We start from the raw sequence: 15,754 nt of genomic DNA on the forward strand, positions 1-15,754 counted from the left end.
CTCTTCTTTATTAAAAAGCAGACGGTTTCAACCTCAGCCCTACGGTTTCTTCCAGATTGAACATGAGATTCATATTATGGACCGCTTGTCCGCTTGCCCCCTTCAACAAGTTGTCAATGCAAGAGATAACCAGCAGTTTATCGCCATGCTTCTCCAAATGAATCAAACACTTGTTGGTGTTCACCACCTGCTTCAAATCTATATTTTTGTCTACAATATGAACGAAAGAATCCTCGGCATAATAGTCTTGATACATCTTCACCAGTTCTTCCAGTTCCACCTTGCATTTGACTACCAGAGTAGCAAAGATACCACGCGGGAAATCACCCCGGTAAGGAATAAAATCTATTTCAGCATTAAAGCTGTTTTGCAACTGTTTCAATGATTGCTTGATTTCGGGAACATGCTGATGAGAAAACGGTTTATAGATGCTCATATTATTATTACGCCAGCTGAAATGGCTGGTAGCACCCGGTTTCACCCCTGCCCCTGTACTTCCGGTAATGGCATTTACCATTACATCCTCGTTCAGTAACAGATGTTTGGCTAACGGCAATAAACCCAATTGAATACAAGTGGCAAAACATCCCGGATTGGCCACGTGCTTGCTATGGCAGATAGCACGACGGTTCAGTTCCGGCAAACCATAGATGAAGTCATGGTCATCACTCTTGATACGGTAGTCCATACTGAGGTCTATGATTTTCAAATCCTCGGGTACATTGTGACTATCCATAAACTTCTTTGTATCTCCATGAGCCGTACAGAAGAACAATACATCAATCTCATCCAGAGGAAGTTCGTCGGTAAAAACCAAATCCGTTTCACCATAGAGTCCCTCATGTACGTCGGTAATCTTATTGCCGGCGTTACTGCTGCTGTTTATAAACTTTATGTCTACATCAGGGTGATTAATCAGCAGACGAATCAATTCGCCCGCCGTATAACCTGCCCCACCGATAATTCCTGCTTTAATCATACTTATTAAATTTCTTCGTCCTTGTGGTTATTATAATAAACACGCAAAGGTGTAGAAGTCACTTTGATAAAGCCTTTGGCATCTTCTGCTGTCCATCCCTTCTGCATTTCACCATATTCACCGAATTTGGTCTTCACCAGGTCGTCTTTCGATTCAACACCCACAGTAGAGAATGAAAGCGGACGGAGTTCCAAGATAGCTGTACCGTTTACATTACGCTGAGATTCCTGCAACATTGCCTCAATATCGCGCATTACCGGTTCCAGATACTGACTTTCATGCAAGAACATTCCATACCAGTTGGCAACCTGGTCTTTCCAGTATTGCTGCCACTTGCTCAACGTATATTTTTCAAGGAAACGATGGGCTCCGATAATCAGCATAGGAGCAGCAGCCTCGAATCCTACACGCCCTTTGATACCGATAATGGTATCCCCAACGTGCATGTCACGGCCGATACCGTAGGGTGCACCGATCTCTTCCACTTTCTGAATAGCCTTGATAGGATCATCAAACTTCTCGTCATTAACAGCCTTCAGCTCACCTTTTTCAAATGTAAGACGAAGCTGTTCGCTTCCTTCCTTGGTCACCTGTTTCAAATAAGCACTTTCGGGCAAACCCTGCGCAGAGTCCAATATTTCCCCACCGCAGATAGAAGTTCCCCAAAGACCTACATTATAAGAATATTTCAATTTTGTAAAGTCAGCGGCAAAACCATGTTCATTCAAATAATCAATTTCCTGCTGACGGCTTAATGCCATGTCACGGGTCAATGTGATGATCTCAACCCCCGGAGCCAATACCAGAAAAGTCATATCGAAACGAATCTGGTCATTACCCGCACCAGTCGAGCCGTGTGCGATAGCATCCGCACCTATTTCATTAGCATAACGTGCTATGGCCAACCCTTGGAAGATACGTTCAGAACTTACAGAAATAGGATAAGTACCATTACGGAGCACATTACCGAATACCATATATTTCAAGCTCTTCTCATAGTATTCCCGGGTCACATCCAATGTCACATACTTCACAGCACCCAGTTTGTAAGCGTTCTCTTCGTTCTGCTTCAGCTGCTCCTCACTGAAACCACCCGTGTTTGCACAAGCAGCATACACTTCATACCCTTTTTCCTTAGCCAGATACATTACAGTGAAAGAGGTATCAAGCCCCCCGCTGAATGCTACTACTACTTTTTTCTTTTTTTCTTCCATAATGATATTATTTTAATTGAGAATTAAAAATTGAAAACTGAGAAATAAGTACATGAACGCGCAGCCATCTTTTAATTTTTAATTTTTAATTCTTAATTTTTAATTTATTAAATAGTGTCTTCTTCGTGCAAAGCCGGATCGTAAAGCATGGCTGTACAAATACAGAACTTACGGTTCTTTGCCACTAATATATCGTGATTGATACAGCCTTCACAACCTTTCCAAAAGGCCTCATCATCAGTCAGTTCATTGAAAGTTACAGGAACATATCCCAGTTCTGTATTCATTTTCATTACCGCCGCACCACTGGTCAGACTGAATATCTTCGCTTTAGGCCATCGCAGACGTGCCAATCGGAACGAAGCCGCCTTTATACGCTTGGCCAAACCCATCCCACGATAATTGGGATGCACAATCAATCCCGAAGTTGCTACATATTGCTTGTTTCCCCATGACTCAATATAGGTAAATCCTGCAAAATCCTCTCCACATAAGGCAATAATCGCCTTTCCTTCTTTCATCTTTGTAGTCACATATTCATGTGTGCGTTCTGCAATGCCTGTTCCGCGTACCTTAGCCGCCTCTCTAATAGTATCTAAAATTTTATCAACGTAAACTTCATGTGAGGCATCTGCCACCATCACATCCACTTGTTTAGCATCCATTTCCTTTTTTATCTATATTATTTTATTGTATATTCGGTATAATCAATGAAAGCGCATTCTTCACTCCCGCTCTTGTGCAGCCTTCACGAATGACAAGCATAATAGTATCATCACCAGCAATAGTTCCCAATATTTCATCAAAGTTCCGGTTATCAATATCATAAGCCAAACTACTAGCATATCCGGGACGAGTCTTGATTACTGCCAGATTAGCCGAAAATTCAATGGAAATAAATCCATTATGCATCAACATCTCACTGGCCGAATGTTGCTCAGTCATACGTTTGTACATGGTATTGTTTGGCAATACATATACATAATTTCCGTTCATACTGGCTGCTTTCGCCACTTTCAACTGCTTCAAGTCACGAGACAAAGTAGCTTGGGTCAATCGGAATCCTTCTTTCGCCAATTCCTGCAACAACTCTTCCTGGCTACCTACTTCCTTGCTCGAAATAATAATCTTAATGGCATCAAGTCTGCTATTCTTGCTCTTCATACTGCATAATTATTCTGATTCGGCTGCAAAATTACAGAATATTCGGGAATATAGATACAAAAAAGAGAATATTTTTGCGACTTTATGCATATTTTCAATAAAGCTCTTATCCATCATCCCAAGAGTAAACCAAAATCACACCAAATTCTTCTTTTCAATGCGATCTTCTTAAAAAGACGGTAATATTATGTTTTACGGCAGGTACAACCAAATCCAACAGTTATAATATCAAAAAAACAAGGACGACTTTCGGGGAATAAACTATTTTTGCATCACTATTAATTCCTTAAAATCAAAAATAAAGGCATGGAACACACTTATTTCTTTGCGGTAGACCTGGGTGCCACCAGTGGACGTACCATCTTAGGTTGCCTGGGAGAAGGCAAAATGGAGTTGAAAGAACTGACTCGTTTCCCTAATCATATTATAGAAACCGGAGGACATTGTTATTGGGATATTTACGCCTTATACAATGAAATTATCAGGGGACTGAAAGTGGTAGCCAAAGACAATCTGCCTATCCGGTCCATCGGTATCGATACTTGGGGGGTGGATTTCGTATTCGTGGGCAAAGACGGAGAGTTACTCCGCAATCCTTATTGCTACCGCGACCCTCACACAACAGGTGCACCTGAAGAATATTTTACCCATATTCCCCGTGAACGAGTATATGACATCACTGGAATTCAAATTATGAATTTCAATTCCTTGTTCCAATTGTCAACACTCCACCGCAATCATTGCTCGGCCTTGGAAGCAGCCGATAAAATACTGTTTATGCCGGATGCCTTAAGCTATATGCTGACCGGTAAAATGGTAACAGAATATACCATCGCTTCTACTTCCCAGATGTTGAATCCACGCACCAAACGCTTCGAAAAGGAACTGCTGGATGTAGCAGATATCAAGGAAGAACAGTTCGGCCGTTTCGTTTTCCCGGGAGAGCCTATCGGAGTACTGACAGAAGAAGTGCAGAAAATCACAGGTCTGGGAGCTATTCCAGTCATTGCCGTTGCCGGTCATGACACAGGTTCAGCCGTGGCTGCCGTACCAGCACAAAACGAAAGATTCGCTTATCTGAGTTCCGGTACGTGGAGCCTGATGGGAATTGAAGTGAAAGATGCCATTATAAATAAGGAAAGCTTTGAACAGAACTTCACCAATGAAGGAGGTGTGGAAGGAACTACCCGGTTCCTGAAAAACATCTGTGGCATGTGGCTGTTGGAGCGTTGCCGCAAAGAATGGGAAGCAACCAACAACTATTCTTACACAGAACTGATAGATGCCGCTCTGACAGTTCCCGCTTTCCGCAGTCTCATCAATCCCGATGCCCCCTGCTTCTCCAATCCGACATCTATGATTCAAGCCATCGGACATTATTGCAAAGAAACCAACCAACCTGTACCACAGAGTTATGGCGAAATCACCCGTTGCATATTCGACAGTCTTGCCCTGCGCTACAAACAAGTATTCGGCTATTTGCAACAAATGGCCCCGTTCCCCATCGAAAAGCTGCACATTATCGGTGGAGGCTCACGAAACAATCTGTTAAACCAGTTCACTTGCAATGCAGTGGGCGTACCTGTCATAGCAGGTCCCAGTGAAGGGACAGCTATCGGTAACATTATGTTACAGGCAAAAGCCAACGGGCTGGTAAGCGATATCGCGGCTATGCGCCAACTAATCAGCACTTCCATAGAAACCGTTTCTTTTGAACCCCAGCAAGCAGAAGAATGGGAAGAAGCATATAAGAAGTATTTAGCTCATTATAGAGAAGATATTTAATATTCACCTTGAAATTTATTCATTAAACAAACAAATAATATCATGAAAGAAGAATTGATTAATAAAGCGTATGAGATCGCAAAAGAACGTTATGCCGCTGTAGGTGTCGACACAGAAAAAGTAATGGAAACCATGCAGAATTTCCATCTGTCACTGCATTGCTGGCAAGCAGATGATGTAACCGGCTTCGAAGTTCAGGCAGGTTCATTGACCGGTGGTATCCAGGCTACAGGTAACTATCCCGGCAAAGCCCGCAACATCGACGAACTACGTGCAGACATTCTGAAAGCAGCTTCATATATACCAGGTACTCACCGTTTGAATCTGCACGAAATTTATGGCGACTTCCAAGGAAAAGTCGTAGATCGTGACGAAGTAGAACCCGAACACTTCAAAAGCTGGATTGAATGGGGTAAGGAAAACAACATGAAACTGGATTTCAACTCTACTTCATTCTCTCATCCTAAAAGCGGTGACTTGTCTTTATCAAATCCCGATGAAGGTATCCGCAACTTCTGGATTGAGCACACCAAACGTTGTCGTGCCGTAGCCGAAGAGATGGGTAAAGCCCAGGGCGATCCTTGTATCATGAACCTGTGGGTACACGATGGCAGCAAAGACATCACTGTAAACCGCATGAAATACCGTGCTTTGTTGAAAGACTCTCTGGATCAGATTTTCGCAACAGAATATAAGAACATGAAAGACTGTATCGAATCAAAAGTATTCGGTATCGGACTGGAAAGCTATACAGTAGGTTCTAATGATTTCTATATTGGCTACGGTGCCAAGAACAACAAAATGATTACCTTGGATACCGGCCATTTCCACCCGACAGAAAGTGTTGCCGACAAAGTTTCTTCCTTGTTGTTGTATGTCCCCGAACTGATGCTGCACGTAAGCCGCCCCGTACGTTGGGACTCAGACCATGTAACCATCATGGACGACCCGACTATGGATTTATTCAGCGAAATCGTTCGTTGCAACGCCTTGGATCGTGTACACTATGGACTTGACTACTTCGATGCTTCCATCAACCGCATTGGTGCATACGTTATAGGCAGCCGCGCGGCTCAAAAATGTATGGTACGCGCTTTATTGGAACCGATTGCCAAACTGCGCGAATATGAAGCAAACGGACAAGGCTTCCAACGTCTGGCTCTGCTCGAAGAAGAAAAAGCTTTGCCTTGGAATGCTGTATGGGATATGTTCTGCTTGAAGAACAATGTACCCGTAGGCGAAGAGTTCATTGCAGAAGTAGAGAAATACGAAGCAGAAGTCACTTCGAAACGCTAATCAATATCCAACTACAAGATTGTCTTCCGTAGGGGCGGCCTCAAGTGCTGCCCCTACCGGGAACATAGTTGTAGCCTTAAAGAATATAAACAATGGAAATCATTATCGGATTAATCATCATCGCCATAGGAAGTTTCTGCCAATCCAGTTCATACGTACCTATAAAAAAAGTGAAAGAATGGAGTTGGGAAAGTTTCTGGCTGCTACAAGGTGTATTTGCCTGGCTGGTATTCCCGTTATTGGGTGCGTTGCTAGGTATCCCTCAAGGAAGCAGTTTATTTGACCTTTGGGGAACAGGAGGTGCTCCGATGAGCATCTTTTATGGTATATTATGGGGAGTAGGCGGTCTCACCTTCGGTCTTTCCATGCGTTATCTGGGAGTGGCCTTAGGACAAAGTATCGCACTGGGCACCTGTGCCGGATTCGGCACACTTTTTCCCGCCATTTTTGCCGGAACCAACCTGTTTGAAGGAAACGGACTTATTCTTTTACTGGGAGTATGTATCACTTTGTCGGGTATTGCCATTATAGGATATGCCGGCAGTCTTCGCGCCAAAAACATGAGCGAAGAAGAAAAACGCGCGGCAGTAAAAGATTTCGCTCTGACCAAAGGACTGTTGGTAGCCCTACTGGCAGGTGTGATGAGTGCCTGTTTCGCTTTAGGACTCGATGCCGGAACGCCCATCAAGGAAGCTGCATTGGCAGGAGGCGTAGAAGGGCTTTATGCAGGACTTCCCGTAATCTTCCTGGTAACATTAGGCGGTTTCCTGACTAATGCGGTTTACTGTCTGCAACAAAATATAGCCAACAAAACCATGAGTGATTATGCCAAAAGCAATGTATGGGGAAATAACTTGATATTCTGTGCTTTGGCAGGAGTACTGTGGTATATGCAATTCTTCGGTTTGGAAATGGGTAAAAGTTTCCTGACCGGAAGTCCTGTACTGCTAGCTTTCTCATGGTGTATATTGATGGCTTTGAATGTTACTTTCAGTAACGTATGGGGTATTTTATTAAAAGAATGGAAAGGCGTATCTACCCGGACTATCACTGTTCTGATAACCGGACTGGTAGTTCTTATCTTTTCTCTCGTATTTCCTAATTTATTTTAAAAGAATTACTATATTTGTAGCATACTGTTATTCAGAATGAAAAAGATGAATAACAATATCCTATGAACAATCAAATAAAAAAGATATGAAATCAATCTTAGACAATCGCCCTGAATTGGCCAAAGAGGTGAATAAAGTAGCCGAAGTAGCCGGATATTTGTGGCAAAAAGGATGGGCCGAACGTAACGGAGGTAATATCACCGTCAATATCACCGAATATGTAGACGATGAAATCCGTCAGATGCCCGCTATCAGCGAAGTAAAACAAATCGGTGTAACACTGCCTCACTTGAAAGGCTGTTATTTTTATTGCAAAGGAACCAATATGCGTATGCGGGATTTGGCGCGTTGGCCTATGGACAACGGTTCTGTCATCCGTATTTTGGATGACTGTGCCAGCTATGTCATCATTGCCGACAAACCGGTTCAACCTACTTCGGAAGTTCCCTCCCACCTGAGCGTACACAATTACCTCATCAGCATAGGTTCTCCTTACAAAGCATCCGTGCATACACACCCCATCGAACTGATTGCCCTGTCTCACAACAAAAAGTTCATGGAAAAAGATGTGGCAACCAACCTGTTATGGAGTATGATTCCTGAAACAAAAGCATTCTGTCCGCGTGGCCTGGGCATGATTCCTTATCAATTGCCTAGTTCTGTAGAATTAGCCGATGCAACCATCAAGGAACTAGCCGATTATGATGTCGTTATGTGGGAAAAACACGGCATTTTTGCCGTTGACCGTGACGTAATGGCCGCATTCGACCAAATCGATGTTTTAAATAAATCCGCATTGATTTACATCGCTGCCAAGAATATGGGATTTGAGCCGGACGGTATGAGTCAGGAACAGATGAAAGAAATGAGTGTGGCTTTTAATCTACCCAAATAATATTTTATAGTCTTCCCCTAATGGGGAGATTTTAAAGATGATTTGACTCCGCATGGGGACAAATCATCTTTTTTATTATCGGGACTCAAAAGATAAATCGCGTACTTAACTCATTGACAGTTTGATTATCTTATGTTTTTTTCAGAACAATGAGTATTCTTTTTGGCTATCTTTGGCAAAGACAGATTCACTAAACCTACAGAGAGATATGAAAGCAAATAAATTATTCCTTTTGGCAAGTCTCCTTCTATCAGGCAGTATGATACCTATAACGGCTCAGAACAAGAAAGAGAAGAAACAACAAAGAGAACAAGCAGTACGCGAGGCTGTTGACGCAAAGGCATACAAAATCAATGTGGACCGGGTAATGCCTATGAAAGGAGGCAGCAAACACCTGACTTCCGATTATTCTTTAGAAATAAGAAACGATTCGGTATATTCCTATCTGCCTTATTTCGGAGTGGCGTATAACGTTCCTTACGGAGGTGGAAAAGGATTAAATTTTAGTGCTCCTTTATCAGAATATACTTCAACATATAGCAAAAAGGGAAATGCTAAAATCACACTAGAAGTACGGAACGAGGAAGACAATTACCTTTACAATATCACCATTTATCCCAATGGCAGCAGTAACATACAGGTCACCCCCACAAACAGACAATCTATTTCTTTCTCCGGAGAAATGGATCTAAAGAAGAAAGAATGAACCATAAATAAAAAAGGGGGATGTCAAAACTAAAACAACCTATCGAACTATATGATCAGGTCATTTTAGTTTTGCTCCCCTCATTAAATTACAGCTATTATTTACTTATTTCTCTAACCGGCTAAAGAAATTCTCAATGGCTTCCTTATTGACAAAAACTCCTTTTACTCCGGTCACTTCCACCGTATCCATCAACAAAGCCAAGCCCTGATAACCGTTTTCATCCTTTGCCAGTACTTCCTTCTGATAAATTTCAGCTGATTGGCAGGCTTTACCATCTTCAGGTAATTTCTCGAACCGGCCAAGGTAATAATTGCCTTCAAAGAAATTATGTGTAGATTCTGTCAACTGGAATCTGCTGGATTCGGGAGCATAAAAAATATTCCCACTAATAAATGTACTATCCGGATATCCGCCCCATGAATCCAAAGTAATCATAGTACGGTCGATATCAGCCGCAGGTTTACGGTTCACATGAATAATGTTACGGGTAATGCGACTATCCTTTACAGGACCTGCCAGATGAACAGCCGGTGAGAACATCCCGGCACGAGTCGGTTCAGGCCGCACTCCGTCACCTATACTCACATTGTAACGGACTATAGTGCCCAAGTTACCTACATTAAAAGATGCGTCGGCCGTGCCGTCATTGCAAACCAATACCAAGCCACCATAGTTATCATGACTATAATTGTACTGAATGACCGTTCCCCGGCAATTCCAATCCGAATCAAATCCCTGTGCATCCCACGGAGCTTTATGACCACTTACCTCATTAAACTGCACCAAAGTATTATCACAACTCCACGGCCAAATACCTGCTGCCGCCTCTGTGTCAGGAAGCATATCAGGACAGTCACGCATTACATTGTATTCTATCAAGGTACTGTCACAACCGATAGGTACAATACCATCCCCTGGTACTTCCTCTATCAAATTTCCCCGTATCACGGTATGCTTGCTGGGATGCCAGTTCTGCCGGTCGCTATAAGCAGCCCAAATCATAGCATTACGGGTACATCTCAAAATATGGCAGTTCTCTATGGTTAACCTATTGAATGTTGAAATTTTCTTTTCACCGCCATTCACTATATAAATACCGCACCCTCCGCCTTTTTCTTTTACCAACGAACCATTGACATCCCGTACAGTCACATTATTGACAACAATGTTCTGCGATACGCCATAATCCATACACTCTATCTTCAAGCCCGAACGATAAGGCAGAGGCTGCCTGCCTGTATTCACGATTTCCAAATTCTGCATCGTTATATAGTCCGAATTACAGATACGGGCTGCATACAAGGAAGTATCATATCCCACAATGCAAGGTTTCCGTTCACCATCACCATAAGCATCTATATAAATACGATCTTCGGGTATACCCTGTCCGGTGATTTCAAGTTCGCCATTAAAAACCTCACCGCGCTTCAACAAAACTTTATTGCCCGGCAGTAATTTCACACCACGTAGCTTTTCCAGACTTTTCCATGCTTCATCCGGGGCTAACCCACTATTATTATCATCACCGCCGGTAGCATCCAGATAATAGCACACTGGACTATCAGAACATGCTGCCAACAGGAAGGAAAATAAAAGAAGGATCATTGTTTTTCTCATTTCTCTTCCGTTTTTAAAAAGTTATCAATTTTATTCCAGAAGTTGTCAGAACAACCAGGCTTCACCACAGATTACGCAAATTCACACAGTTTTTTGATTTAAAGGTTATTTGCCTCCTACTTCTTTGTGACAGTCCGTGTACCCTGTGATGAAAACCTGCACTCCACATTACTTCCACAAGTCGTGCTGAACCAGTTTCTTGTTAGTATCCAGTTCGGCAGTCGGCAAAGGCCATACATAATCCCTCTCACCGTTGAACTTACGTGCTTCATAAGCCAAGCCATACATAGTGCGTTCATTCTCTATATTGGCTACCGCCTTATCCAATTCCTTCCAACGATAAAGGTCAAACAAACGCAAACCTTCAAAAGCCAGTTCCACACGACGCTCATGCTTAATGACTTCCAACAATTCATCTTTAGAAAGAGAAGTGCCTTCCACTTCCTCTACTGTGGGCATGTTCACATCCGCACGTTGCCGCACTTCATTAACCAAAGCAGTTACATCACTATAAACATAGCCTCCTTTCTGTACCATCGCCTCCGCCAAAGATAATAAAACTTCGGCATAACGCACCACATAAAAGTCTTGTCCATTATCCCAAGAGTTAGAAGTATCCGTAGGATCAAAATACTTATAAACATATACGGTAGACAGAGAAGCGGCAGCTCCGCCATATACATTGGCATACGGATTTGAAGCCGAAGTATCTATACCTCCTTTACCGTTCCAAAGCATACCGGGAACAAACAAAGTGCTATATAAACGCGGATCACGATTCTCAAAATGAGCAGGATTAGGCTTGCTGACATCCAAGCCACCCCCACCGTTCAGTTCGGCTATCTTCGTATCGGTAGTCGGTTTACCGTCTTTGCAATAATAAGCATCCGCCAAATCTATAGTACCATTCATTGCTTCCAGCGGAGTATTCCAATGCGCATTAAAAGCAGCACCTTCACTCATACCCGGTCCTTCATAACGGACTGCAAAAATGATTTCAGGAGAAGTTTCTCCACTTTGAGTAAACAGTTTGGCATAACTCGGATCAAGCGAGTATCCCAAACCCTGCACCTGCTTATAAGCAGCAATCGCGTCATCCCATTTTTCATTATACAAAGCCACACGCCCCAGTAAGGAAAGAGCAGCTCCTTTGGTGATATGACCCCGTGAAGACGCGTTTTGCGGAAGTACTTCAGCCGCATCCTGCAAATCAGTCATAACATGAGCCACAATAGCCGCACGGTCCGTCTTTTCACATTCAGCCTCGTCAATGGTCAAAGGGGCGGTCAGGAAAGGAACATCCTGATACGTCATAGTCAAGTTTATATACATCAATGCACGTATGGTCTTTGCCTCAGCCTGATAAATCGCCTTTTGGGAAGCATCCATATCCACTCTATCAATATTAGCAATCAGCACATTACAACGGCTGATCACTTCATAGCAATCTTTCCAATAACTGCCAATGATAGAAGAACTTGGGGTATGAATTCCCATAGCCATATCATAACCTTCCATCCAGCCACTCCAATTAAAATGCCCGCCATTATCTGATATACAATCCATATATAAAGGGCCCAATGAATATTGGTCGGAATTATAAAGCTGATTGCTCTGCAAAGCATCATAACAAGATGCCAACGCCATCAAAGCATCATCCGGCGTCTGCCAAAATGTATTGGATGAAGATTCTGTCAATGAGTCCCTCTGCAAAAAGCTGTCAGAGCAAGAAGTCAGCAAAGCTCCTGACAACAGAGCCAGCCCTATAAAGTTATTAATTGATTTCATAGTTGTTGCTTTTAAAATTTAACGTTAACACCAAATGAATAAGTTCTTGTATTGGGATGTACATCATTACGGGAATCTGTACTCAGTTTTTCAGGATCATAATCGTCCAAGGAAGTGAAAGTAAGCAAATTAGTTCCTGCCAAATAGAGTCTGATACTCTGAACGCCCAACTTGGTCAAAAACTCTCTTTGCCTGAAAGTATATCCGATTTCCAAATTCTTCAGACGCAAATAATCACCTTTTGTCAACCAAAATGAAGAATAGTTATTATTAATAGTTCCTCCCAAACGAGGCATGCTTCCATTCGGATTACTTTCAGACCATCTGTCCAACCAACGGCTAGTCTTGTTTCCACCGTTGGAAATAGTAGTTTCATCCCAATTATAACGATATACACCTGCAATGCCTTGCCAGAATGTATTGACATCAAAATCTTTATAAGAGAATCCCAGATTGAAAGAATACTGCATTTTAGGGAACGGATTTCCGATAATAGTACGGTCAGCATCATTTATATTACCATTATTGTCTATATCTTCATACATGATATCACCTAATTGCGGTTCCTGGTTGTTTTGCAGAATCTTCTGTCCGTTCGCATTTACACGGTCCAAATCTGCCTGGGTACGATAGATACCGATGGCTTTCAGCCCATAATAAGAGCCGATGGCTTCACCTTCACGATTGATCGTATTATCCTTAATGTCTTCTACCCCTTTCATATCAGTAATCTCATTTTTCACACCTGAAAGCGAGAAACCTGCCTGCCATGCCCAGTCACCTTTCTGATCGAAATAATTAGCAGCCAGTTCCCAACCCCGGTTACGAACCTTTCCCGCATTCTGATAAGGAGCATCCAAAGATCCCAGGAAAATACCCGGCATAGCGAGCTTCATCAAAATATCCGAGGTATTTTTCTCATACCAGTCAAAAGTGACATTGATCTTTCCACCCCAAAAAGCAGCATCAAAACCAAAGTCTGTAATAGTAGTTGTTTCCCATTTAATGTTCTCATTAGGTATCTTGGCAGTCTTCATACCAATCTGTTTGCTATCACCGAAATAGTAACTGCCACTAGCCGCCAATGTAGCCGCATAAGCATAGTTACCAATTTCCTGATTACCCAATTTACCCCAGCTACCACGCAATTTCAATGAGTGGAGGAACTTCACATTCTCCATAAATTTCTCATTTGTCATGATCCATGCACCCGAAAATGAAGGGAAGGTAGCATAACGATGTGCCTTGGGCATACGTGACGAACCATCGTGACGGACATTCATCTCTAACAGATAACGGCCTCCGTAATTATAATTCAAGCGTCCGAAGAATGACTGCAAGGAACTCTCTTCCGCTGATCCGGTCACATGGTCATTCATAGTACCTCCATCCATTTCATAAATATTATCGGTAGCGAATCCCTGCTTGGACGCCTCATTCTTGTCCCAACGGGTAGCCTGGATAGAATGGCCTGCCAACAGATTGAACGAATGTTTTCCTACAGAAAAATCATAGGTCAGAATATTTTCATTAATATAAGTCGTTTCCAGATAATGATAATCTGTCAGTTTATTGGTACCGACTGTGGTCAGCGCATTTCCTTCAGCATCGTATCTTATATTATTCTTCGGATTGAAAGTAGTCACATCGTTCATATAATATTTATAAGCCAGACTTGAACGGAACTTCAATCCTTTTATGATATCAATTTCACCAAAGAATTTACCATCAAAACGATAATGCTTGTTATCTTTATAGCCCATATTCAAAGCTTCAATCGGATTTTTGAATACGGATTGGGAAATATTGGGATTTCCATCCAAAAATCCATAATGTCCGTTAGAATAACGCACAGGAACAGTAGGACGGGTAAACCAAGTAAGGTAGCGCATCAAACCTTCACCGGTAACACTGGTAGTAGGCTCATCAATGTTCTGACGGCTTCCCGAAAGATTCAGACCTAATTTTACAATACCCAATTGTGCATCCAGATTGGAACGGAAATTAAAACGTTGATTGGCCGTTTCACGCAAGATACCATCCTGCTGGAAATACTGAGTGGAAATCATGTAATGTACCGCTTTACTACCACCGTTCACAGACAAATGGTGTTGGTGCATGGCTGCTGTACGAAACATTTCCTTAGCCCAATCGGTATTGGCAAAATGATCGGGGTCTGATCCGTTTTGCAACTTTTGTAACATTTCATCCGTGTATGCTTTGGAAGGCCAGCATTCGTTATACATCTTCGCCCATTCATAAGAATTCACATAATCGGGCAGCACGGTAGCTTCTTGCAAAGCGATACTACCGGAATATGTAATGGTAGGTTTCTGCTCACCGCCCCGTTTGGTAGTCACCAGAATAACCCCGTTGGCAGCACGTACACCATAAATAGAAGCCGAAGCCGCATCCTTCAATACGGAAACACTTTCAATATCATCTGCAGGGATTTCCGCAATCTGGCTTACCGAGCTTTCCACTCCATCGATCAAGACCATCGGATCATTGTGTTCAAAAGTTCCTACACCACGGATACGGATTTCGGGACTGTCATGACCGGCCTGGGCACCATTGTTGGTCAACATAACACCCGGCAAACGACCCTGAAGCATATTGGCAGTATTCGCTACCGGCATAGAAGCTACATCCTTGAAATTTACAGCAGCAACAGAACCCGTCAGATTTTCCTTCTTCTGCACGCCATAACCGACTACTACCACTTCGTCAATCATTTCCGTATCTTCCTTCAGATTTACATTCAGCACCGTATTGTCTTTCGAAATACGATATTCCTGATCGGAATATCCTATAAAAGAAATGACAATAGTAGAATTAGAAGCCACCGTGAGATTGAAATTACCATCCAAATCAGTCACCGTTCCATTGGTTGTTCCTTTTTCAACCACACTGGCACCGATGACCGGTTCGCCTGTGGCATCTTTTACAATACCGGAAACTTTAAACTTGTCTGCTTGCAGACTGGAAGCGCTCACATTCATCGCAGGGATGAAGAAGCAGAGACACAGCAATAGGCTCAGTACCCGGAATGTACTGGTTTCTGTCAGAGTTTTCATGTTCATAATACTTTTTTTAAAGGTCTAACAAATAAAGATAATTCGTTTTATTTGCCAGCAAAAGTAAGAGGAACAGAAAAGAAACAGGGAGAATTATTACCGGAAAAAGGCTGTTTAT

General features: G+C 42.6%; 12 protein-coding genes. 5 read left to right on the top strand and 7 right to left on the bottom strand.

Translation table 11 applies throughout. The annotated features are described in order from the left end of the window. Positions 1 to 10: 10 nt before the first annotated feature. From argC to argR, 4 genes are all read right to left on the bottom strand, one after another. Entirely contained in the window at positions 11 to 979 is a 969-nt protein-coding gene (gene argC, locus RE317_RS05760; RefSeq protein WP_005841042.1) for an N-acetyl-gamma-glutamyl-phosphate reductase, read from the bottom strand. A 5-nt stretch (positions 980 to 984) separates the two neighbouring features. Next, a complete protein-coding gene (locus RE317_RS05765) occupies positions 985 to 2,193 on the bottom strand; it encodes an argininosuccinate synthase (RefSeq protein WP_005850744.1) in 1,209 nt (402 codons plus the stop codon). A 107-nt stretch (positions 2,194 to 2,300) separates the two neighbouring features. Then, positions 2,301 to 2,858 (bottom strand): GNAT family N-acetyltransferase, encoded by a 558-nt coding sequence (locus tag RE317_RS05770; protein ID WP_005841037.1) that lies wholly within the window; start codon positions 2,856 to 2,858, stop codon positions 2,301 to 2,303. A gap of 22 nt (positions 2,859 to 2,880) precedes the next feature. Next, on the bottom strand, positions 2,881 to 3,357 hold the full coding sequence (gene argR / locus RE317_RS05775) for an arginine repressor (RefSeq protein WP_005841035.1): 477 nt from the start codon (positions 3,355 to 3,357) through the stop codon (positions 2,881 to 2,883). A gap of 306 nt (positions 3,358 to 3,663) precedes the next feature. Between argR and rhaB the strand changes: the two genes are divergently transcribed. From rhaB to RE317_RS05800, 5 genes are all read left to right on the top strand, one after another. Further along, the gene (gene rhaB, locus RE317_RS05780) at positions 3,664 to 5,142 is read left to right on the top strand and encodes a rhamnulokinase (protein WP_008667566.1); all 1,479 of its coding nucleotides are present in this window, start codon (positions 3,664 to 3,666) and stop codon (positions 5,140 to 5,142) included. 39 nt (positions 5,143 to 5,181) lie between these two features. Beyond that, positions 5,182 to 6,438 carry an L-rhamnose isomerase gene (locus RE317_RS05785; RefSeq protein ID WP_085930143.1) on the top strand — a complete coding sequence of 419 codons (1,257 nt, stop codon included), beginning with the start codon at positions 5,182 to 5,184 and terminating at the stop codon, positions 6,436 to 6,438. A gap of 92 nt (positions 6,439 to 6,530) precedes the next feature. Continuing rightward, positions 6,531 to 7,550 carry an L-rhamnose/proton symporter RhaT gene (gene rhaT / locus RE317_RS05790; protein WP_005850740.1) on the top strand — a complete coding sequence of 340 codons (1,020 nt, stop codon included), beginning with the start codon at positions 6,531 to 6,533 and terminating at the stop codon, positions 7,548 to 7,550. Positions 7,551 to 7,635: 85 nt separating this feature from the next. After that, entirely contained in the window at positions 7,636 to 8,445 is an 810-nt protein-coding gene (gene rhaD, locus RE317_RS05795) for a rhamnulose-1-phosphate aldolase (RefSeq protein ID WP_005841025.1), read from the top strand. Between the two features lie 208 nt (positions 8,446 to 8,653). After that, positions 8,654 to 9,151, top strand: coding sequence for a DUF4251 domain-containing protein (locus RE317_RS05800; RefSeq protein ID WP_008667569.1), 498 nt, complete (start codon positions 8,654 to 8,656; stop codon positions 9,149 to 9,151). Between the two features lie 105 nt (positions 9,152 to 9,256). Here RE317_RS05800 and RE317_RS05805 read toward each other — a convergent pair whose 3' ends face one another. From RE317_RS05805 to RE317_RS05815, 3 genes are all read right to left on the bottom strand, one after another. Then, positions 9,257 to 10,771, bottom strand: coding sequence for a right-handed parallel beta-helix repeat-containing protein (locus tag RE317_RS05805; RefSeq protein WP_005850735.1), 1,515 nt, complete (start codon positions 10,769 to 10,771; stop codon positions 9,257 to 9,259). 168 nt (positions 10,772 to 10,939) lie between these two features. Beyond that, complete coding sequence (locus RE317_RS05810) at positions 10,940 to 12,559, bottom strand: RagB/SusD family nutrient uptake outer membrane protein (protein WP_005841019.1); 1,620 nt, start codon at positions 12,557 to 12,559, stop codon at positions 10,940 to 10,942. Between the two features lie 11 nt (positions 12,560 to 12,570). Beyond that, positions 12,571 to 15,642: a TonB-dependent receptor gene (locus RE317_RS05815; protein WP_005850734.1), complete on the bottom strand. Its 3,072-nt coding sequence runs from the start codon at positions 15,640 to 15,642 to the stop codon at positions 12,571 to 12,573. Positions 15,643 to 15,754: the final 112 nt, after the last annotated feature.

This window comes from Phocaeicola sp. GP0067 (genome assembly GCF_031119655.1).
Lineage (GTDB): Bacteria > Bacteroidota > Bacteroidia > Bacteroidales > Bacteroidaceae > Phocaeicola > Phocaeicola vulgatus.